Here is a 19,962-nt window from a genome sequence, read left to right as displayed (position 1 = left end):
ACGACGGCCCAGGCGCCGTGCCGACACGGTGCTGTCCGTCTCCACCGGACACCAGCAGATCGGCCCGGAATGACGATGAGCCCCTGACCAGCGGAGACGCTGACCAGGGGCTCGGGTGGCTCCCTCGATAGGACTTGAACCTATAACCCTGCGATTAACAGTCGCATGCTCTGCCAATTGAGCTACGAGGGATCAGCGGGCCGTGACCCGCGGACTCGTCCAGGTTACTACACCGAAGGCGGGGTTCAGGGGCAGGGGGTTCTCGGCGGGTCGCCTGCGAGACCGGCCGGTACCGTCAACGGCTCCCCCGATCCCAGGAGGTCCCTCGTGGCCAAGCTGTCCTTCCTCGCCGGCTTCGGCGCCGGCTACGTCCTCGGCGCCAAGGCCGGACGTGAGCGCTACGAGCAGATCCGTCGCCTCTACGCCTCGGCCAAGGACGACCCGCGCCTGCAGGCCGCCGCCGGTGTCGCCCAGGCCCGCGCCGACGCCGCCGTCGACTCGGTCAAGACCCGCATGGGCACCGACACCGGCCACTGAGCCCGGTTCAGCGGCTGGGGTCGTCGGCGTCCACGGCGGCCGCCAGCCGCTCCCGCGCGACCTGGCGCGCGGCCGGGTCATCGCGGTCGGCGTCGTCGTCGAACACCACGGTCCACTCCCGCGCTGCCTGACCGGGCAGCCGGCGGGCCACCAGCAGCACCGAACCGCCGCCGGCCAGCGGGTGCCGCTGGCTGGTCGCCACCGTCTGGTCGACGCGGGTGCGCAGCACCGCCGGCAGCTCCCCGGCGGTGCGCAGCACGAACCGCAGCGGCGCCTCCCGCGCCTGCACGCCCGGCTCCACCTCGGCCAGCGGGACGACGGTGAACGTGCCGCCCTCCCCCGCCGCCGCCCAGCGCGCCGTGCCGATCCGGTGCCAGGGCAGGACGTCGCCGTCCCACCGCAGGCCGTGGCTCGTGGCCACCAGCCAGCCGCCCGCCACCAGCTCACCCCAGGCCAGGACCCGCTCGTCCGGGTAGCCCAGCAGCACACGCACCTGCTCGGGCGGGCGCGCCAGACCGCCACGCAGCCGCCCGAGCAGGTTCACAGGCCGCCGGCCGCCCGGTTGCGCAGCGACCGGGCCAGCGCCTCGAGGTCGATCAGCGCCTTGAACAGCTTCGTGTAGCCCTCGGGGTCCTCGACCGGGTTCGTGCGCTGCAGCTTGCTCTTGATCCCGATCAGCTCACGCTCGGTCGCCATCAGCTGCAGCCGGGCCATCAGCGCGTTGACGTAGGTGGGGTCGTTCTCCCCCACCGAGTGCATCGGCTCGACCGCCAGCGCGGTGAGCATCGCCTTCGCCGACTCGCGGTCGCAGTGCTCGGTCACCTCGTCCAGCCAGGCCGCACCGGACGTCGTCGCCCCGGCTGCCCCCCCGGCACCGGACACCGCCGCAGCCACGGCCGCGTAATCCGGGTCGGTGTAAGCCTCGGCCGGGACGGCGTCGAAGTCGGGCCCGGCGAGCTCGGGACACTGCAGCGCCGCCTTCACCGCCTCCCGCTCGACCTCGCGGGCGGCGTCCTCTGGTGAGCGCGCCGGCGCACGACCGCGGGACGGCGGCCGCTTCTCCCCCACCCCGTCGGTCACCGACAGCTGCCGCACCTTCGCGACCACCTCGGACTCGTCGGGCAGGCCGAGCAGACCGGCCAGGCGTCGGGCGTAGGCCGGGCGCAGCGCGTGGTCCTTGATCTGGGCCAGCAGCGGCGCGGTCTTATCCAGTGCGGCGACGCGGCCCTCGACGGTGTCCAGGTCGTACTCGGCCAGCGTCGTCCGCAGCACGAACTCGATCAGCGGCGTGCGCCGGGCGATGAGGTCGCGCACGGCGGCGTCCCCGTGCGCCTGGCGCAGCTCGCAGGGGTCGCGGCCCTCAGACTCGACCGCGACGAAGGTCTGCGCGACGAAGCGCTGGTCCTCCTTGAACGACTTCATCGCCGCCGCCTGGCCGGCCGCGTCGCCGTCGAAGGTGTAGATCACCTCTCCGCGGAACTCGTCCTGGTCCATCAGCAGCCGGCGCAGCACGTTGATGTGCTCAGGCCCGAACGCGGTGCCGCAGGAGGCGACCGCGGTGGTCACGCCGGCCACGTGGCAGGCCATCACGTCGGTGTAGCCCTCGACGACGACGGCCTGGTGGCTGCGGGCGATGTCGCGCTTGGCCCGCTCGACGCCGTAGAGGACGGTGCTCTTCTTGTACAGCGGCGTCTCGGGGGTGTTGAGGTACTTCGGGCCCGGGTCGTCGTCCATCAGCTTGCGGGCACCGAAGCCGATGACGTCGCCGGTGATGTCCCGGATCGGCCAGGTCAGCCGGCGGTGGAACCGGTCGATGAGCGTGCCGCGGGAGGACTCCTTGGCCAGCCCGCCGGTGACCAGCTCCTCCTGCGTGTAGCCCAGCCCGCGCAGGTGCCGGGTCAGGGTGTCCCAGCCGCCGGGGGCGTAGCCGCAGCTGAAGTCCAGCGCGACCTGCCGGTCGAAGCCGCGGTCGGCCAGGAAGCTGCGCGCCGGTGCGGCGTCGGGCGTCATGAGCTGCGCGGCGTAGAACTCCGCGGCCGCGGTGTTCGCCGCGACCAGTCGGGCGCGCTGGCCGGCGTGCGCGCGGTCGGGGCCGGCGGTGGCGCGGCCGCCGTCGTCCTCGTACTGCAGCTGCACGCCGGTACGCCCGGCGAGCAGCTCGACGGCCTCGGAGAACGACAGGTGGTCGATCTCCTGGATGAAGCGGATGACGTCGCCACCCACCCCGCAGCCGAAGCAGTGGTACAGCCCGCGCGAGGGCGTGACCTGGAAGGACGGCGACTTCTCGTCGTGGAACGGGCAGAGCCCCTTGAGGCTGCCGCCGCCGGCGCGCTTGAGCTGCAGGTGCTCCCCGACGATCTCGTCGATCTTCGACCGCTCGCGGACCGTGGCGATGTCGGCGGCCCGGATGCGTCCCCGGCCGGGCATCAGGCGGCCGCCGCGGAGCGCCGACGGCTGAGCACGCGCTCGAACCACAGCAGGAAGACCTGCGCGTCCAGCGTGAGGACCGGGTCGGCCTGCAGCGTCCGGTCGGTGGACCAGAAGCTGACCGTGCCGCTCTCGGCGACCTGCCGCCCGTCCAGGGTGTAGCGGTTGGTGCCCTTCCACGACGACGCGTTCGCCATCTGCACGGCCACCCCCTCCAGGTCCAGTGTCCAGTCGTTCCTCCAGGAGGAGGGACGGTGTGCCCGCATGCGGGCGGTGCCGTCCGGGTCGGCCGCCCACCGGGCCGTCACGTCCCGGCTGCCGGCGCGGCCGAAGACCCAGGACCGACCGCCGACGTCGGCGGTGGCCTGCTCCCGCCAGTTCGAGGCGCGCAGCACCGCCACCGCGACGCCGTCCGCGAGCACGGGGAAGGTGCCCTGCGGCGTGCCGTGCGACCCGCGCCTGCCCAGCTCCAGCACTCCTGTCCTCCTCAGCCGATGCCCGGCGCCCCGGCGACGCTCTCGCCGGTCGCGCGGTAGAGCAGGTAGGCGGCCGTCTCCCGCACGATGTACTTCAGCTGCGTGGTGCGCGTCTGCACGGCCGGCCCCTGCCGGGTCGGCGAGCTGGTCGCCACCATGCCGGCGTCCTCGGCCATCTTCTGCGCGCGCATGGCGTGCCACGGGTCGGTCACCAGGACGGCGGTGCGCCAGCCGCGCTCGTCGAAGGTGCCGGCGACCGCCCGCATGCTCTCCAGGGTGTCCTCGCCCTCCTGGACGGCGAGCAGCGCGTCCGCCGGTATGCCGGCGTCCAGCAGGTACTGCCGGCCGGCCTCGGCCTCGCTGTACTCGTCGCCCTCGGCCCGGCCGCCCACGGTCACCACCACCGGCGCGACACCCTCACGCCACAGCGCCAGCGCGTGCTCCAGCCGGGCCTCGAAGATCGACGACGGGACGCCGTTGTACTGCGCGGAGCCGAGCACCACGAGCGCGTCGGACGGGGGCCGGTCGTCCTGCCGCGCCGTCCACCAGATGGCCAGCCCGGTGGCCCCGGTGAGCAGCAGCACCGACGTCACCGCCGCACCCACCACCCGCACGACCAACCGCCCCGTCAACGCTGCCACGCGTCATGGGTACCACGCGGCGACGACGGACCGGGGAGCCGCTGGGGACGGCCCGCCGGTCAGCTCGCAGCGGTGGTCCCGCAGACCTTGGTGCCACCCTCGGGGACCAGGGTCAGCACGGTCGTGGTGACCGAGCCCGCGTCGTCCCAGCGCACCGTGATGAGCTCGGCAGGTGAGCCCTCGTACTCGCTGGACTCCGCCCCGGTCACCTGCGGGACGCCGGGGTGCAGGTACTGCGCGGCCAGCTGGTCGGGGGGCACCGCGGCCCGCACGTCGTCGCAGATCAGCGCGTAGGAGGTGGTGAGGTCCCCCTGGGACAGCGCGGAGGTGAAGACGGTGGCGACCTGGCGGGACTGGTCGGCGCCGTTGCCGCTCCACAGGGTCATCAGGACGACCATGGCCACGGAGAAGACCACCGTGCCACCGAGCAGGCCGATGATCAGGCCGTTGCGCTGGCGCGGCGCGCCCGTGTGCAGGGGTGCGGGGCCGTCGTCGTAGAGGAACGGTCCGGCGCTCACGTGTCGCCTCCGGTCTCGTTCCGCTCCTCGGTCGCTGGCGCTCCCTGCGATGCTCGCTCGACCGTCGTGGCCGCGACGGGGGTCATCCGCCACCCACCAGGAGCTCGGCGCCGGCCGGCGGGCGGGGGTCGTCGCGGTCGGCCAGCCAGCCTTCGGGCAGCGACACCGGCCGGGCCGACGTCGTCCGTCCGCGGGGCTCGCCGAGCACGGTCTCGGGGTAGGGCTGGTCCTCGATGCCGGCCAGCAGCCCGGCCAGCTCGTCGAGGCTGCTGACCATGGCCAGCGCGCGGCGGGTGTCGGAGCCCACGGCGAAGCCCTTGAGGTACCAGGCGACGTGCTTGCGGAAGTCCGCACAGCCGTAGGGCTCCTCGCCGTGCTCGGCGACCAGCAGCGTGGCGTGCCGGTGCATGACCTCGGCGACCTGCCGGAAGCTCGGCAGCGTGCGCTGCGCCGACCCGGCGAAGGCTGCGGCCAGGTCGGCGAACAGCCACGGCCGGCCCAGGCACCCGCGGCCCACGACCACGCCGGCGCAGCCGGTCTCGGCCACCATCCGCAGCGCGTCGTCGGCCTCCCACAGGTCGCCGTTGCCGAGCACCGGGATGTCGATGGTCTCGACGAGCTTGGCGATGGGCGCCCAGTCGGCGGTGCCGCTGTAGAGCTGGTCGGCGGTGCGCCCGTGCAGGGTGATCGCGGCGGCACCGGCGTCCTGGGCGATCCGGCCGGCGTCGAGGTAGGTGGTGTGCTCGGGGTCGATGCCGATGCGGGTCTTCACCGTCACCGGGACGTCGCCGGCGGCAGCCACCGCGGCCCGGACGATGTTGCCGAACAGCACGCGGCGCCACGGCAGCGCCGAGCCACCGCCCTTGCGGGTCACCTTGGGCACCGGGCAGCCGAAGTTGAGGTCGATGTGCGCCGGGCGGGTGCCGGCCACCTGCTCGTCGACCAGCATCTCCACCGCGCGACCGACGGTGGCCGGGTCGACGCCGTAGAGCTGCACGGAGAACGCGTCGGCCTCGTCGGGGGTGGCCCGCACCATCCGCAGCGTCTTCTCGTTGCGCTCCACCAGCGCGCGGGTGGTGATCATCTCGCAGACGTAGAGGCCAGCCCCGAACTCCCGGCACAGCGTGCGGAACGCCGGCCCGGTGATGCCGGCCATCGGCGCGAGCACCACCGCCGGGTCCACGGTCAGCTTCCCCAGCTGCAGCGCCGGCAGCGCCGTCGTCCGCTCGAGGGTCGTGGTCACGTCGTCCAGGGTAGGTGCCCGGGCTGTGTGCCCGGGACCACAGCCGAGCGGGCGGGTGGAGTGGATCCGTCGCGGTGACCGCGACGGATCCACTCCGCCTCAGCAGCCGGGGAGGCGGGCGGCCAGGTACCCGACGACCTGGTCCAGGCCGACGCGCTCCTGGCTCATGCTGTCGCGCTCGCGCACGGTCACCGCGTTGTCCTCGAGGGTGTCGAAGTCGACGGTGAGGCAGAACGGGGTGCCGACCTCGTCCTGACGGCGGTAGCGGCGGCCGATCGCACCGGCGTCGTCGAAGTCGACGTTCCAGTTCTTGCGCAGGTCGGCGGCCAGGCCGCGGGCCTTCGGCGAGAGGTCGGCGTTGCGCGACAGCGGCAGGACGGCGGCCTTGACCGGGGCCAGCCGGTGGTCCAGGCGCAGCACGGTGCGGGTGTCGACGCCGCCCTTGGCGTTGGGCGCCTCGTCCTCGGTGTACGCGTCGACCAGGAAGGCCATCAGCGAGCGGGTCAGACCGGCCGCCGGCTCGATGACGTAGGGGGTCCAGCGCTCGTTGGTGGCCTGGTCGAAGTAGCTCAGGTCGTTGCCGGAGTGCTCCGAGTGGGTCTTCAGGTCGAAGTCGGTGCGGTTGGCGATGCCCTCGAGCTCGCCCCACTCCGAGCCCTGGAAGCCGAAGCGGTACTCGATGTCGACGGTGCGCGTCGAGTAGTGGCTCAGCTTCTCCTTCGGGTGCTCGAAGTGCCGCAGGTTGTCCGGGTCGATCCCCAGGTCGGTGTACCAGCGGGTGCGCTCGGCGATCCAGTAGTCGTGCCACTCGGCGTCCTCGCCGGGCTTGACGAAGAACTCCATCTCCATCTGCTCGAACTCACGCGTGCGGAAGATGAAGTTCCCCGGCGTGATCTCGTTGCGGAAGGACTTGCCGATCTGGCCGATGCCGAACGGCGGCTTCTTCCGCGAGGCGCCCATGACGTTGGCGAAGCTGACGAAGATGCCCTGGGCGGTCTCCGGGCGCAGGTAGTGCAGCCCCGACTCGTCCTCGACCGGGCCGAGGTACGTCTTCAGCATCATGTTGAAGTCGCGCGGCTCGGTCCACTGGCCGGTGACGCCGCAGTTGGGGCAGGTGATGTCGCTCAGGCCGTTCTCCGGCGCCCGGCCCTTCTTCTCCTCGTACGCCTCCTCCAGGTGGTCGGCCCGGAAGCGCTTGTGGCAGTTCTGGCACTCCGTCAGCGGGTCGGTGAACACACCGACGTGGCCGGAGGCCTCCCACACCTTGCGCGGCAGGATCACCGAGGAGTCCAGGCCGACGACGTCGTCCCGGCTCTGGACGACGGTGCGCCACCACTGCTTCTTGATGTTGTCCTTCAGCTCGACGCCGAGGGGGCCGTAGTCCCAGGCGGAGCGGGTGCCGCCGTAGATCTCACCGGAGGGGAAGACGATCCCCCGGCGCTTGCAGAGGTTGACCACCTTCTCCAGGCGAGCGGGGTCGGCGGTACGGGCGGGGGTGGGGGCGTCGCTGGGCACGGAGGCTCCATCCGGCTGGCGGTCGGCGGGTGAGCTCCTGACGTTAGTCGGCCTCGCCGGGCCGTTCCCCGGCCGACCCCACCGGCCACCACGTGTTCATCCCCGGCCGGTGGAGCACCTCCGGCCTGCGCCCCTACCGTCCGGCGCATGACCGCGTCCGACACGGCCGATGCCCCCACGACCCGCCCGTCGGTCGTCGACCAGCGGCTGGCCCGGGTCACCGCGGGCCTGTGCCGCGACCACCCGGCGAGCGCCCGCGCCGTCCGCGGGGTCCTGGCGCCGCTGCGCGACCGCCTGCGCCGGGTGCACGAGCGCTGCGTGCAGGCCGACGCCGACGCGTGGGCCGCCTACCGCGCCGACCTCGACCGGGGCCTCGACGAGCTGTCGGTGGAGGTCGCGCGCGCGGCCCGGGAGCCGGGCCGGGCCTCGGGCGTGGACGACGTCCTCACGGCCACCGCAGCGCGGCTGGAGGTGCGGGCCTGGGAGCTGCGGCTGCACACCGCCGACGGCGACGACGCCCGGGTCGCCGCGGCCCGGCAGCTCGTGCGCGCCGTCGAGACCTCGCTCGAGCAGCTGGCCGCCACCCCCGCCCGGCCGGCGCTGCGGGCGCAGCTGGACCACGACCTCGAGGCGCTCCGCCGGACAGTCGAGGTCGCCGAGCGGGGCTGACCCGGGCCCGTTCCGGAACACCTCCGGACGGAGAACGCGCAGGTCAGGCAGGAGTACTGGTGCCGATCCGGTCGTGCACTGCCGATCTGTGAGGAGCACACCTGCGCCGGCAGCCCGCCGGGCGCCGTGCCGTCCGAGAGGCCCGACAGATGACCGTCCACCGCCTGACGGCCGCCCTGCACCTGCGCTCGCTGCGCGTCCTGCTGGTGCTGGTCGTGCTCGCCTGCAGCACCCTCCCCCTCGCCGGCCTGGGCGTCTTCGCCTGGCAGCGGAGCGAGGGCGACTGGGTGCGCAACTCCGGCGAGCTGCTGCAGAGCGAGGCCCGGTCCACGATCGACAAGATCGACCGCAATCTCTTCGAGCGCTACGGCGACGTGCAGGCCTTCGCGTTCAACCCCGACGCCGCCGCCCCGCCGGCCACGGTCGCCGAGGCCGCGGACTTCTACAGCAAGAGCTACGTCATCTACGACCTGCTGCTGGTCGTCGACCTCAACGGCCGCGTGGTCGGCGGCAACAGCGTGACCGGGGACGCCGCGGCGGTCGACCCGGGGCAGTACCTCGGCGCCGACCTGTCCACCCGCCCGTGGTTCGCCCAGGCACTCGCCCTGCCGCCCGGGCAGACCTACGTGCAGGACCCGGAGGTCGACCCGCTGGTCAGCGCGGCGACCGGCCGGGACGACGCCACGTTGGTGTTCGCCGCCCCCGTCTACGGCCCCGACGGCCGGGCGCAGCGGCTGTGGGTCAACTGGGCCTCGGTGCCCCGGGTGATCGGTCAGATCATGGACGAGCAGGTCACCGGGCTGCAGACCCGCGGCGTCACCGCCACCGCGCAGATGCTGCGCAAGGACGGCGTCGTCCTGGTCGGCCCGGGCGCGGAGCAGTCACTGGACCTCGCCGCGGCCGGCTCCCCCGCCGCCGCGGCGGTGGCCGCCGGTGGGTCCGGGCACGGCACCGACGAGCTCCCCGACGGCACCGGCGAGGACACGGAGCAGGTGCGCGGCTGGTCGGCGTCCCAGGGCGCGCTGGGCTTCGCCGGCTACGGCTGGGGCATCGTGCTCAGCGAGCACCTCAGCGACGCGGTCGCCCCTGCCTCCTCGCTGCTGCAGGCCGTGCTGCTGGTCGCGGTGGTCGTCGCGGCCGTGGTCGCGGTGATCGCCCTGCTGGTGGCCCGCGCCCTCACCCGCCCGCTCGACCACGCCGTCTCCGCGCTCGAGCAGGTCGCCGACGGGGACCTGCGCCCGCGGCTGCCGGAGTCCGGCACCGACGAGCTGCGCACGCTGGCCGTCGCGCTCAACCGGTCGCTGGAGAACATGGGCGGCGCACTCGGCGGGCTGCGCGACCGCACCGGCGACCTGTCCACGGCGTCGGACCGGCTGCGCGGGCTGTCCGACGACGTGGCGCGGGACGCCACCCGCGGCACCGAGGTGGCCGGTGCCGCCCAGGCCGCCACCGAGCTGGTCAGCGACAACGTGCGCACCGTCGCCGCGGGTGCCGAGCAGATGGGCGTCTCCATCCGGGAGATCGCCCACTCGACGTCCGAGGCCGCCCGGGTGGGCGCCTCCGCGGTGGCCGCCGCGCAGGAGACCACCGCGCAGGTCGCCCGGCTGGGTGAGTCGTCCCGGCAGATCGGGGACGTCGTCGCGGCGATCACCTCGATCGCGGAGCAGACCAACCTGCTGGCGCTCAACGCCACCATCGAGGCCGCCCGCGCCGGCGAGGCGGGCAAGGGCTTCGCCGTCGTGGCCAACGAGGTCAAGGAGCTGGCGCAGGAGACGCAGAAGGCCACCGAGGACATCACCCGCCGGGTCGAGGCCATCCAGGCCGACACCGCCGGGGCGGCCGCCTCGATCGCCGAGATCGCCTCGATCGTCGAGCAGGTCAACAACCACCAGCAGACCATCGCCTCGGCGGTGGAGGAGCAGAGCGCGACGACGGCGGAGATGAGCCGCAACGTGGCCCAGGCGGCCACCGGCACCGAGGGCGTCAGCGCCGACGTCCGCACGGTCACCGCCGCGACCCGCTCCACCGCGCAGGCCACCGAGTCGACCCGGGAGACCGCCGCCGCACTCGCCCAGATCACCGACGAACTGCGCGGCCTGGTCTCCCGCTTCGAGCTCCCCTAGACGAAGGACCCCGTCCCACCTCACCCCTCGCACGCTCGGGGCGAGCCTCTGGGACGGGGCCGTTCAGGCGCTGCCGAACCTCCGCTGGCGGCTGGCGTACTCCTCGCAGGCCTGCCACAGGTGCCGGCGGTCGAAGTCCGGCCACAGCGTGTCCAGGAAGACCAGCTCGGCGTAGGCCGCCTGCCAGATCAGGAAGTTGCTGGTGCGGTTCTCCCCCGAGCTGCGCACGAACAGGTCGACGTCGGGCATGTCGGGCTCGTCGAGGAACCGGGCGACGGTCTCCTCGTCGACCTTGTCCGGCTTGATCCGCCCGGCGGCGACCTCGCGGGCGATGGCCGCGGCGGCGTCAGCGATCTCAGCCCGGCCGCCGTAGTTCACGCACATGGTCAGGGTCAGGACGTCGTTGTCCTTGGTGAGCTCCTCGGCGACCTCGAGCTCCTTGATCACGCTGCCCCACAGCCGCGGACGGCGACCGGCCCAGCGCACCCGCACCCCGAGCTCGTGCATCTCGTCGCGCCGGCGGCGGATGACGTCACGGTTGAAGCCCATCAGGAACCGGACCTCGTCGGGGCTGCGCTTCCAGTTCTCGGTGGAGAAGGCGTAGGCGCTGATCGCCTTCACCCCGAGCTCGATGGCGCCCTCGACGCAGTCGAACAGCGAGGCCTCCCCGGCCGCGTGCCCGGCGGTGCGCGGCAGACCCTGCTGCTTGGCCCAGCGGCCGTTGCCGTCCATCACGATCGCCACGTGGTGCGGCACCTTGTCGGCCGGGATCGCCGGCGGGCGCGCACCGGAGGGGTGCGGCTGGGGTGCGCGGGTCACGTGCGGTCCACCAGCGGCAACGAGCGCAGGCCACGCTCCAGGTGCCACTGCAGCAGGGCCGCGACCAGGCCGCTGCCCTCCTTGCGGTTGACGGTCAGGCTGTTCTCGGCCTGGACCCAGTCGCCGGACAACAGCGCCTCCAACAGTTCGATGGTGACCGGGCTCGGCATCGCCGAGCCGGTGGGCCGGCAGGACGGGCAGACCGTCCCGCCGGCGGGGACGGAGAAGTGCCGGTGCGGGCCGGCCTCGCCGCAGCGGGCGCAGTCGCCCAGCGCGGGCTCCCAGCCGGCCACCGACATCGCCCGCAGCAGGAAGGCGTCGAGCACCAGCGGCGCCGGCTTCTGCCCCTCGGCCAGCGTGCGCAGCGCGCCGACGACGAGCAGGAACATCCGCAGCGACGGCTCCTTCTCCTCCACCGTCAGCCGGTCGGCGGTCTCGAGCACCGCGGTGCCGGCCGTGTAGGCCCGGTAGTCGGAGACGATCTCGGTGCCGTAGGAGCGGATCGACTCCGCCTGGCTGACGATGTCGAGGTTGCGGCCGGTGTACAGCTGCAGGTCGACGTGGCTGAACGGCTCGAGCCGGGCACCGAACTTGCTCTTGGTGCGCCGCACGCCCTTGGCGACGGCCCGGACCTTGCCGGTGCGCCGGGTGAGCACGGTGACGATCCGGTCGGCCTCGCCGAGCTTCTGGGTGCGCAGCACCACGCCCTCGTCGCGGTAGAGCGCCTGCGGGGTGCCGCTCACGCTACCCCCTCGATAGCGACGGGTCGGTCATTTCTCATCCAACAAGAGTTGTCTATGTCAATCACTTCAGCTTCGTCACGGGACCGAGCGGAACGTCTGACCCTGACGAGAGGAGGACCTTATAAATCGAGACAGCGAGTCCCAACACGTCGGTAAGTAGTGCGGCCGCAGCCAGTTGCCGAATCGTGGAATCCTGATCCGCATCAAAGATTAAAATGCAGCAGACAGCAAAGACAGCCGGCAGCATCAGCGCCGCCACGCCACCCATGACAAGACGCAGTTTGAACCACTGCTCAGCCTGCTTCTTGTGCTGTTCAAATGTGGCCTGCTCCTGTCGGAGCTCTTCGAGGGCTCGCTGCAGTTCAACTGCACGGGCCGTCCTGGGTGCAGTCTGAGAAGGCTCAGGCGAACTCAACGCCCCTCTCCCTCCTCGTCGTAACCCTTTTCGACTAGCCGTCGGGTCCTATGAGTCCCATAGGAACCAACCACCAGGCCGAGGACTCCAGAGAGGCCAGTAACCAACGCCTGGAGAAAGCTTGAGTCAAGTGGTACGACGAGAAGAGAACACACCAGGACGGCCAAGAAGAGAGCCGAAACTCCAGCCAAGTAGGCACCCAGCCGACGACGAAGTCGAGATTCCTCAATCAGTGTCCGCTCGCGCTCGCGAACCCACTCTGCGCCGAGCGAACCAGGCACTTCTGGCCAATTCGGCATCTGTCGAACCATCTGACGACCCATGCGTTGAAGCGCGTCGGCCACCTCGACGGCAGCGACGTCCGGTCCAACACCCTGCGAAACGCGCAAATACTGAATGGAGCTGAGGGAGTACGGGGGATCGACGTCGTCCAGCAGAACTGGCAGCAAGTGGAATGAAGCGTCTGAGTAGGCCCGCTCCAGTGCAAGCGATAGTTCTACGCGCTGCCAGTCCGAGTCCAGAGATTTACGGGATACTAGTGCGACCACCACGTCCGCCGACTCGATCCCATTGACGAGTTCGGATTGCCATTCATCGCCAGGACGTATCGAGCTATCCGAAAAAACCGAGGCCCCACGAATTCGCAACACTTCGACGAGACGGTATGCCACGTCCTGATCGACCCTGCTGTAGCTCAAGAAGACGCGACCCAGCGCAGACAGCCCTGCTTGGGGATCCGCCTGAGTCATGAGTCGACCTTAGTCGCCATCAAGCGCACGTACCGTTGTTCCATCGTGTGGCCATCAGTAGCCCAGCCGGTTGAGCTTCTTCGGGTCGTCCTGCCACTCCCCCAGCACCGTGACGTGCAGGTCCAGGTGCACCCGGCCGCCGAGCAGCGTCTCCAGCCCGACCCGGGCCTCGCTGCCGATGGCCTTGATGATGTTGCCGCCCTTGCCCAGCAGCATCGGCTTCTGGCTGGCGCGCTCGACGTGCAGCAGCGCGTGGACCTCGGTGAACACCGCGCTCGCGTCGCGGGGGTCGGGCTTGCGGATGATCTCCTCGACGCTGACGGCCAGGGAGTGCGGGACCTCCTGACGGACCTTCTCCAGCGCCGCCTCGCGCACCAGCTCGGCGATCTGCCGCTCGACGTCCTCGTCGGTGGTCTGCTCCTCCGGGTACAACGGCGGGCCCTCGGGGAGCATCTTGATCAGGATGTCGGCCAGCAGCTCGACCTGGTCGCCGGCCACGGCGCTGACCGGGACGACCTCCACCGCGTCGACCAGCTCGCTGGCCGCGATCAGCTGCTGGGTGATCGCCTTCTTGCCCGCCGCGTCGGTCTTGGTGACCACCAGGACCACCGGGGTCGTGACGTTCTTCAGCTGCCGGGCGATGAAGGCGTCACCGGTGCCCACCGGCTGGTCGGCCGGGATGCAGAACACGATGACGTCGACGTCGGCGAGGGTGTCGCGGACGACGTCGTTGAGCCGCTGCCCGAGCAGGCTCTTGGGCTTGTGCAGACCGGGGGTGTCGACGAGCACGAGCTGACCGGCCGGACGGTGGACGACGCCGCGGATGGCGTGCCGGGTGGTCTGCGGCCGGTTGCTGACGATGCCGACCTTCTCCCCGACCAGGGCGTTGGTGAGCGTGGTCTTCCCGGCGTTGGGACGCCCGACGAGGGCGACGAACCCGCTGCGGTGGACGGGCTGCTCGGGAGGGGTCACGCCGTCCAGTCTCCCACTGCGCACCGACGGTTCCCCCGGTCCGCCCGAGCGGCCCTGCGATCATGGTCGGCATGCCACCCCGGTCCCGACGCAGCGACGGTGAGCCCCTGGCGGTCCAGGCGGCGCGGGCCCGCGAGGAGCACCGCACCCAGACCGGCAGCTACGGCTACCTCGCCGGGCGCGGGCCCAAGCGGCACGTCACGGTGGTGCCGCGGCCGCTGCGGTACTGGCAGTACGACCTGGCCTCCCCGCTGGTGATCGGGCTGACCGTGCTGGCCGTCGCCGTCTGGCTGGGGTTCCTCGGCTGGCGCGACGGCGGCGCGGCGGTCGCCGACGAGGCACCGGTGGCGGTCGGGCTAGGCCTGCTGGTGCTGGTCGTGTCCACCGGGCGGTTCACCGTGGGCGACCGGGCGGTGTCCACCGACATCGCCGGGCTGCGCCAGACGTCGTCCTTCGGCGTCGTCCCGCTCGTGCTGGTCACCGACGTCGTCCTCGGGTCCGCGCCGGCCGGGTGGCCGAAGGCGCGCCACCGGGGCGGCTGGTGGCCGGGCCGGCGGCGGATCAGCGTGGCCCACCTGGCCGACGACGGGGAGACGGCCCGGGCCTTCACCGTCTGGGTCCGCGACCCCTCCGCCGTCGCCGACGCCCTCGGCCACCCGCTCCGCTGAGTCCTCGCCCTCCGGCCTCGCTGCAGGGGCCGGCCGCGAGCTCGCGAGTGGTGGGGGGCAGCGAGGTCCTTCTTCAGTCGTCCTGGAGGCCGGGCGGCAGCAGCCGGGCGCGGGTCGCGCGGCGCACGGCGTCCAGCCGGGACGTCGACCCGAGCTTGCTGTTGATGTTGCTCAGGTGCCGCTTCACGGTGCCCTCGCTGATCCGCAGCTCGGTGGCGATGGCGAGGTTGGAGCAGGCCCGGGCGACCAGGGCGAGCACCTCCACCTCCCGGTCGGACAGCATCGGCGCCACCGGTGAGGTGAGCCCGGCCAGCCCGCTGCGGGACACCGACAGCGTCACCAGGTCCTGCTCGTGCTCGGTGCTGGCCCGGATGGCCGCGACCAGCTCGTGGTGCCCGATGGTCTTGATCAGGTAGGCCGAGGCCCCGCGCAGCAGCAGCTGCCGGGCCAGCGGGGTGTTCTCGTGCATGGTGAGGACGACGACCTTCGTCGACGGCGACGCCCCGCGGATCTCCACCAGCGAGGTGAGCACCGACTGCCCGGGCATCTCGACGTCGAGCAGCACCACGTCGGGGCGGTGCTGGCGGGCCAGCCGCACGGCCTCCTCGCCGTTCGAGCCCTCGGCGACCACCTCGATGCCCTCGTGCACGGCGAGCAGCGCCCCCAGGCTCTCGCGGAAGAGCCGGTGGTCGTCGACGAGGACCACGCTCAGCCGGCGCACCGAGCTGGTCACGACAGGGCCACCGTGAGCGGCACGGTGAGGGTCAGCCGCACACCGCCGGGGCCGGCGTCGATCGCGGCGACGCCGCCCAGCCCCTGCGCCCGCTCGCGCAGCGAGGCCAGCCCCACCGTGCGGGTGGTGTCGACCGTCGCCGGGTCGAAGCCGGCGCCGTCGTCCTCCACCACCGCGGTGAGCAGCGCCTCGGCGACCCGGAGGGTCACCGTCAGCCGGGTCGCCCCGCGGGCGTGGACGAGGGAGTTGCGGATGGCCTCGCGCACGATCAGGTAGCACTCCTCCTTGACGTGCGAGGGCAGCACGACCGCCTCCTCGCCCTCCTCGGTCAGCGTCGCCGCCAGGCCGATGGGCACGGTGAAGTCCAGGTACTCCTGCAGCGCCTGGGCCAGCGTGCGGACGCCGACCATGTCGCGCAGCCGGGTGGCCAGGCTGCGGACGTCGTTGAGGGTCTCCAGCAGCAGCTGCCGGGTCGCCCGCAGCCGGGTGGGGTCCAGCGGCTGGCCGGTCTCGAGCAGGTGCAGCGCCAGGTCCAGGCCCTGCATGGCCGCGCCGATGCCGTGGCTGGTGTGGTCGTGCAGGTCGCGGGCCACCCGGCGGCGCTCGTCGCGGTTCGCGTCGCTGACGCGGGACAGCAGGACGTCGACGTAGGAGATGGCGGCGGGCACCACCAACTCGTCGATGACCTCGTGCAGCGCGACGGCGATCGACTCGGCGGCGGCCGGGTCGCCGGGCACCAGGTCGCGGGCCTGGGCGAGCAGTGGGGTGAGGGCGTGCCGGAACAGCAGGCTCGCCGCCCGCAGCGAGTCGGCCGGGGGCACGTCGGCGCGGGCCCGGGTCGCGCCGACGTCGACCTGGCGCGGGACCGGCGGGGGCAGGCCGCGCAGCCGGGCGCGGGTGGCGTGCAGGACCGCGACCGCACGCCCGGCCAGCATCGTGCGGTGCGCCTGGTCGGCGACCAGCCGGGGCGAGACGACGGCGACCTCGGCGAGGAACGCAGCGACGACCTCGTCGTCGACCGCTGCGTCCGTCGGCGGGCTCCCCGGGGGGTCCCCCTCGGCGGCACCCCCGTGCGCGTCGCCGAGGAGGACGTCGGAGGACCCGTCGCCCGCCGTCGTCACCGGGAGCCGGTGACGGACGGCAGGAGTGCCGGACCCGGACGAGCGGAGGCCGCACCGTCGGTACGGGCCTTCGCCTCCCCGGGCTCGGGACGCAGCACAGCCGTGCTCTCGTCCCGGGTCACGCGCTCAGCCTGTCCCATCGGCGGCGGAAGCTCAGCCCCCGAAAGGTGTATCTGCACTACAACTTTCGACACATCACTCGCGGCCACGGAGTACACCGGAACGCCCGGTCAGGCAGACGGCCGGAGCAGGCCGTCCGGCCCGGCCAGCAGCACCGGCGCGGACGGCGTCAGGTCGCGCACTGCGGCCATCCCGGCCGGCTCGAGCGCCTCCGCGGCGGTCACGACCGCGGCTGCCTCCAGCCCCTCGACCCCGCTGGAGACCGCCGCCGCCACGGCGGCCTGCAGAGCCGACAGCTGCAGCGAGGGCAGCGTCACCGTCGCGGCGAGGTAGGTGCGGCCGTCGGTGTCGCGGACGGCAGCACCCTCCGCGGCCCCGGTGCGCCCGCGGGCGGAGCGGGCCAGCGTGATCAGCTTGGCGTCCTCGGGGTCCAGCTCAGTCACGGGATCGATCTCCAACCGTCGGTCGGCCCTCGGACAGGGACCCACCGCGAGCGCGCTCGCGGTGGGGCGGGAGGGTCCTCCGTCAGCCTTCCACCGACGCCGGCTCGGGCTCACGGGTGGCCGGCTCGGCGTCGTCGGCGCCCGGCTCGGGCAGCCGGCTCACCAGGATGGTGTCGATCTGGTTGCGCCGCCCGCCGGTGCTCTCCGCGACCAGCCGGAGCCCGCCGACCTCGGCCTCGGAGCCCTCGATCGGCACCACGCCGAGCTCGCGGGCCAGCAGCCCACCGACGGTCTCGACGCCGTCGTCCTCGGGCAGCTCGACCTTCAGCAGGTCGGCGAGGTCCTCGACCGGCAGCCGTGCGGTGATCCGCACCGAGCCGTCGGGCAGCTCCTCGACCGGCGGCCGCTGGACGGCGTCGTGCTCGTCGGCGATCTCCCCGACGATCTCCTCGAGGATGTCCTCGATGGTCACCAGTCCGGCGAAGCCGCCGTACTCGTCGACGACGACGGCCATGTGCGTGCGGCTGGCCTGCATCTCCCGCAGCAGCTCGTCGACGGGCTTGGACTCCGGGATGAACGACGCCGGGCGCATCAGCTCCTCGACCCGCGGCTCGCTGACCCGGGAGTCCGAGGAGCCCTGCGAGCGGCGCACGAGGTCCTTGAGGAAGACGACGCCGATGATGTCGTCGACGTTCTCCCCGATCACCGGCAGCCGGCTGAAGCCGCTGCGCAGGCACAGCGCCAGCGCCTGGCGCAGCGTCTTGCCGCGCTCGATCCACACGACGTCGGGGCGGGGCACCATCACCTCGCGGGCGATGGTGTCGCCGAGCTCGAAGACGCCGTGGATCATGTTGCGCTCACCGGACTCGACGACGCCGCGCTCCTCGGCCATGTCGACCAGCTCGCGCAGCTCGACCTCGCTGCTGAACGGCCCGTCGCGGTAGCCCTTGCCGGGGGTGATCGCGTTGCCGATGAGGATCAGCAGCGTGGCGATCGGCCCCAGCATCCGGCCCAGCAGCCGGACCAGCGGCGCTGCGGCCAGCGCGATCGGGTAGGCGTGCTGCCGGCCGACCGTGCGCGGGCCCACGCCCACGAGCACGTAGCTGACGACGGTCATGACCGCAGCGGCCACGACGACCCCCAGCGGGACGGAGTCGAAGAGCCGGAAGAACACCCCGGCGACGAGCACCGCGGCGGTCATCTCGCACACGATCCGCAGCAGCAGGAGCAGCGCCACGTGCCGGGCACGCTCCTCGACGACCTGCAGCAGCGGGCCGGCGCGCTTCGCGCCGTCCCGGCGCAGCTCCTCGACGCGGGCGACGGACAGCCGTTGCAGGGCCGCGTCGAGCGCGCCGAAGACGCCGGCGAGGAGCACGAGCAGGACGGCGATCACGAGCAGGACCACCGCGGTCGGGCTCATCGGTCGCCCGGCTCCACGGGCTCGCCGGTCACCGGTTCCCTCGGCACGGAACGCCAGCCCTCGAGCAGCTTGCCCTGCAGGCCGAACATCTCCTTCTCCTCGTCGGGCTCCATGTGGTCGTAGCCCAGCAGGTGGAGCACGCCGTGGGTGGCCAGCATCAGCAGCTCGTCGTCCATCGAGTGCCCGGCCGCGCGGGCCTGCCGGATCGCGACGGTCGGGCAGAGCACGACGTCACCGAGCAGCGCCGGACCCGGCTCGGGGTCGTCGGGCCGCTTGGTGTCCAGGTCGTCCATCGGGAAGGCGAGGACGTCGGTGGGGCCCTTCTCGCCCATCCACCGCTCGTGCAGCGTGGCCATGTAGTCGGTGTCGACGCACAGCACGGACAGCTCCGCGAGCGGGCTGACCTCCATGGCGTCGAGCACGTAGCGGCAGATCCCGGCCAGCGCGGCCTCGTCGACAGCTGTCTCGGACTCGTTCGCGACCTCGACGGGCACGCCGATCAGCTCCCCTGCTGGCGGGCCGGGCGCGCCGGCCGGGCGGGGTTGCGGGACTGGCCCGTGGGGGCGGGCAGCAGGGTGGCGTCGTAGCGCTCGTAGGCGTCCACGATGTCCCCGACCAGGCGGTGCCGGACGACGTCGGAGCTGGTCAGCGTGGCGAAGTGCACGTCGTCGATGCCCTCGAGGATGTCGCGGACGACCCGCAGGCCGCTCTGCGCTCCCCCGGGCAGGTCGACCTGGGTGACGTCGCCGGTGACGACCATCTTCGAGCCGAAGCCGAGCCGGGTGAGGAACATCTTCATCTGCTCGGCGGTGGTGTTCTGCGCCTCGTCGAGGATCACGAACGCGTCGTTGAGGGTGCGCCCACGCATGTAGGCCAGCGGGGCGACCTCGATCGTGCCGGCCGCCATCAGCCGCGGGATCGACTCGGGGTCGACCATGTCGTGCAGCGCGTCGTAGAGCGGCCGCAGGTAGGGGTCGATCTTGTCCGACAGCGAGCCGGGCAGGAAGCCCAGCCGCTCGCCGGCCTCCACCGCGGGGCGGGTGAGGATGATCCGGTTGACCTGCTTGCTCTGCAGCGCCTGCACGGCCTTGGCCATCGCCAGGTAGGTCTTGCCGGTGCCGGCCGGGCCGATCCCGAAGATCACGCTGTGGGTGTCGATGGCGTCGACGTAGTGCTTCTGGTTCAGCGTCTTGGGCCGGATGGTGCGGCCCCGGCGGCTGATGATGTCGAGGCTGAGCACCTCCGCCGGACGCTCGCCGCCCCCGGCACGCAGCATGCCGACGACGCGGCGCACCGAGTCCGGGCGCAGCGTCTGGCCGGTGGCCAGCAGCGCGATCAGCTCGTCGAACACCCGCACGGCGAAGGCGTTGTCGCCCGGCTGCCCGGTGATCGCGATCTCGTTGCCGCGCACGTGCACGTCGGCGGCGAGCTCGCTCTCGACCAGGCGGAGGAGCTCGTCGCCGGAGCCGAGGAGCGCGACCATGGAGACGGTGGCGGGGACGGTGATGGAGGTGCGGACGGCGGCCGGTACGGCCTGATCGTCCGCGGCACCCTCGTTGATCGCCGCTGCGCGCGCGGAGAGCTCACGCGTCGAGGCGGTACCGGTCGGG

General features: G+C 72.5%; 22 protein-coding genes and 1 tRNA gene. 4 read left to right on the top strand and 19 right to left on the bottom strand.

Annotated elements, in window-relative coordinates:
* Positions 1-116: 116 nt before the first annotated feature.
* A tRNA-Asn gene (locus KUM42_RS17415) sits at positions 117-192 on the bottom strand.
* Between the two features lie 135 nt (positions 193-327).
* Here KUM42_RS17415 and KUM42_RS17410 point away from each other — a divergent pair.
* Complete coding sequence (locus KUM42_RS17410; RefSeq protein WP_163610675.1) at positions 328-537, top strand: hypothetical protein; 210 nt, start codon at positions 328-330, stop codon at positions 535-537.
* 7 nt (positions 538-544) lie between these two features.
* Here the strand turns inward: KUM42_RS17410 and KUM42_RS17405 are convergent, their stop codons facing one another.
* The 7 genes from KUM42_RS17405 to KUM42_RS17375 all read right to left on the bottom strand — a co-directional run bounded on the left by KUM42_RS17405 (position 545) and on the right by KUM42_RS17375 (position 7,357).
* Positions 545-1,030 carry a hypothetical protein gene (locus KUM42_RS17405; RefSeq protein WP_237493783.1) on the bottom strand — a complete coding sequence of 162 codons (486 nt, stop codon included), beginning with the start codon at positions 1,028-1,030 and terminating at the stop codon, positions 545-547.
* Positions 1,031-1,077: 47 nt separating this feature from the next.
* On the bottom strand, positions 1,078-2,964 hold the full coding sequence (dnaG, locus tag KUM42_RS17400; RefSeq protein ID WP_237493782.1) for a DNA primase: 1,887 nt from the start codon (positions 2,962-2,964) through the stop codon (positions 1,078-1,080).
* The gene (locus tag KUM42_RS17395) at positions 2,964-3,440 is read right to left on the bottom strand and encodes a hypothetical protein (protein ID WP_237493781.1); all 477 of its coding nucleotides are present in this window, start codon (positions 3,438-3,440) and stop codon (positions 2,964-2,966) included. Before KUM42_RS17395 ends, dnaG begins: the two co-directional genes overlap by 1 nt.
* Positions 3,441-3,451: 11 nt before the next feature.
* Positions 3,452-4,081 carry a YdcF family protein gene (locus tag KUM42_RS17390; RefSeq protein WP_237493780.1) on the bottom strand — a complete coding sequence of 210 codons (630 nt, stop codon included), beginning with the start codon at positions 4,079-4,081 and terminating at the stop codon, positions 3,452-3,454.
* A gap of 59 nt (positions 4,082-4,140) precedes the next feature.
* Positions 4,141-4,599, bottom strand: a complete 459-nt coding sequence (locus KUM42_RS17385; protein ID WP_237493779.1) for a hypothetical protein — start codon at positions 4,597-4,599, stop codon at positions 4,141-4,143.
* 82 nt (positions 4,600-4,681) lie between these two features.
* Positions 4,682-5,842 (bottom strand): tRNA dihydrouridine synthase DusB, encoded by a 1,161-nt coding sequence (dusB, locus tag KUM42_RS17380; RefSeq protein ID WP_237493778.1) that lies wholly within the window; start codon positions 5,840-5,842, stop codon positions 4,682-4,684.
* 99 nt (positions 5,843-5,941) lie between these two features.
* A complete protein-coding gene (locus tag KUM42_RS17375; RefSeq protein WP_237493777.1) occupies positions 5,942-7,357 on the bottom strand; it encodes a glycine--tRNA ligase in 1,416 nt (471 codons plus the stop codon).
* A gap of 147 nt (positions 7,358-7,504) precedes the next feature.
* Here KUM42_RS17375 and KUM42_RS17370 point away from each other — a divergent pair, with 147 nt between their 5' ends.
* Positions 7,505-8,026: a hypothetical protein gene (locus tag KUM42_RS17370; protein ID WP_237493776.1), complete on the top strand. Its 522-nt coding sequence runs from the start codon at positions 7,505-7,507 to the stop codon at positions 8,024-8,026.
* Between the two features lie 149 nt (positions 8,027-8,175).
* Positions 8,176-10,149, top strand: coding sequence for a methyl-accepting chemotaxis protein (locus KUM42_RS17365; RefSeq protein WP_237493775.1), 1,974 nt, complete (start codon positions 8,176-8,178; stop codon positions 10,147-10,149).
* Positions 10,150-10,212: 63 nt separating this feature from the next.
* On the opposite strand, the gene KUM42_RS17360 is transcribed toward KUM42_RS17365, so the two are convergent.
* From KUM42_RS17360 to era, 5 genes are all read right to left on the bottom strand, one after another.
* On the bottom strand, positions 10,213-10,968 hold the full coding sequence (locus KUM42_RS17360; protein ID WP_237493774.1) for an isoprenyl transferase: 756 nt from the start codon (positions 10,966-10,968) through the stop codon (positions 10,213-10,215).
* Entirely contained in the window at positions 10,965-11,711 is a 747-nt protein-coding gene (gene recO, locus KUM42_RS17355) for a DNA repair protein RecO (RefSeq protein WP_237493773.1), read from the bottom strand. The genes KUM42_RS17360 and recO overlap by 4 nt, the downstream gene beginning before the upstream one ends.
* A 61-nt stretch (positions 11,712-11,772) precedes the next feature.
* Positions 11,773-12,126, bottom strand: a complete 354-nt coding sequence (locus tag KUM42_RS17350; protein WP_237493772.1) for a hypothetical protein — start codon at positions 12,124-12,126, stop codon at positions 11,773-11,775.
* Positions 12,123-12,875 carry a toll/interleukin-1 receptor domain-containing protein gene (locus tag KUM42_RS17345; RefSeq protein WP_237493771.1) on the bottom strand — a complete coding sequence of 251 codons (753 nt, stop codon included), beginning with the start codon at positions 12,873-12,875 and terminating at the stop codon, positions 12,123-12,125. Before KUM42_RS17345 ends, KUM42_RS17350 begins: the two co-directional genes overlap by 4 nt.
* A gap of 54 nt (positions 12,876-12,929) precedes the next feature.
* Positions 12,930-13,847, bottom strand: a complete 918-nt coding sequence (gene era / locus KUM42_RS17340) for a GTPase Era (protein WP_237493770.1) — start codon at positions 13,845-13,847, stop codon at positions 12,930-12,932.
* Positions 13,848-13,918: 71 nt separating this feature from the next.
* On the opposite strand from era, the gene KUM42_RS17335 reads away from it, so the two are divergent.
* Positions 13,919-14,515 carry a hypothetical protein gene (locus KUM42_RS17335; protein ID WP_237493769.1) on the top strand — a complete coding sequence of 199 codons (597 nt, stop codon included), beginning with the start codon at positions 13,919-13,921 and terminating at the stop codon, positions 14,513-14,515.
* A gap of 73 nt (positions 14,516-14,588) precedes the next feature.
* On the opposite strand, the gene KUM42_RS17330 is transcribed toward KUM42_RS17335, so the two are convergent.
* The 6 genes from KUM42_RS17330 to KUM42_RS17305 all read right to left on the bottom strand — a co-directional run bounded on the left by KUM42_RS17330 (position 14,589) and on the right by KUM42_RS17305 (position 19,835).
* A complete protein-coding gene (locus KUM42_RS17330; RefSeq protein WP_237493768.1) occupies positions 14,589-15,248 on the bottom strand; it encodes a response regulator transcription factor in 660 nt (219 codons plus the stop codon).
* Positions 15,245-16,369, bottom strand: coding sequence for a sensor histidine kinase (locus KUM42_RS17325; RefSeq protein ID WP_237493767.1), 1,125 nt, complete (start codon positions 16,367-16,369; stop codon positions 15,245-15,247). The genes KUM42_RS17330 and KUM42_RS17325 overlap by 4 nt, the downstream gene beginning before the upstream one ends.
* A 230-nt stretch (positions 16,370-16,599) precedes the next feature.
* Positions 16,600-16,932 carry a cytidine deaminase gene (locus KUM42_RS17320; protein WP_237493766.1) on the bottom strand — a complete coding sequence of 111 codons (333 nt, stop codon included), beginning with the start codon at positions 16,930-16,932 and terminating at the stop codon, positions 16,600-16,602.
* A gap of 82 nt (positions 16,933-17,014) precedes the next feature.
* Positions 17,015-18,352 carry a hemolysin family protein gene (locus tag KUM42_RS17315; RefSeq protein ID WP_237493765.1) on the bottom strand — a complete coding sequence of 446 codons (1,338 nt, stop codon included), beginning with the start codon at positions 18,350-18,352 and terminating at the stop codon, positions 17,015-17,017.
* Complete coding sequence (gene ybeY, locus KUM42_RS17310; protein ID WP_237493764.1) at positions 18,349-18,846, bottom strand: rRNA maturation RNase YbeY; 498 nt, start codon at positions 18,844-18,846, stop codon at positions 18,349-18,351. The genes KUM42_RS17315 and ybeY overlap by 4 nt, the downstream gene beginning before the upstream one ends.
* 5 nt (positions 18,847-18,851) lie before the next feature.
* Positions 18,852-19,835, bottom strand: a complete 984-nt coding sequence (locus KUM42_RS17305; RefSeq protein ID WP_370629367.1) for a PhoH family protein — start codon at positions 19,833-19,835, stop codon at positions 18,852-18,854.
* Between the last annotated feature and the right edge of the window lie 127 nt (positions 19,836-19,962).

The sequence above is a fragment of the Modestobacter sp. L9-4 genome (genome assembly GCF_019112525.1).
Lineage (GTDB): Bacteria > Actinomycetota > Actinomycetes > Mycobacteriales > Geodermatophilaceae > Modestobacter.
Note: the sequence above shows the minus strand (reverse complement) of the source record. Positions and strands in the feature narration are given on the sequence as shown.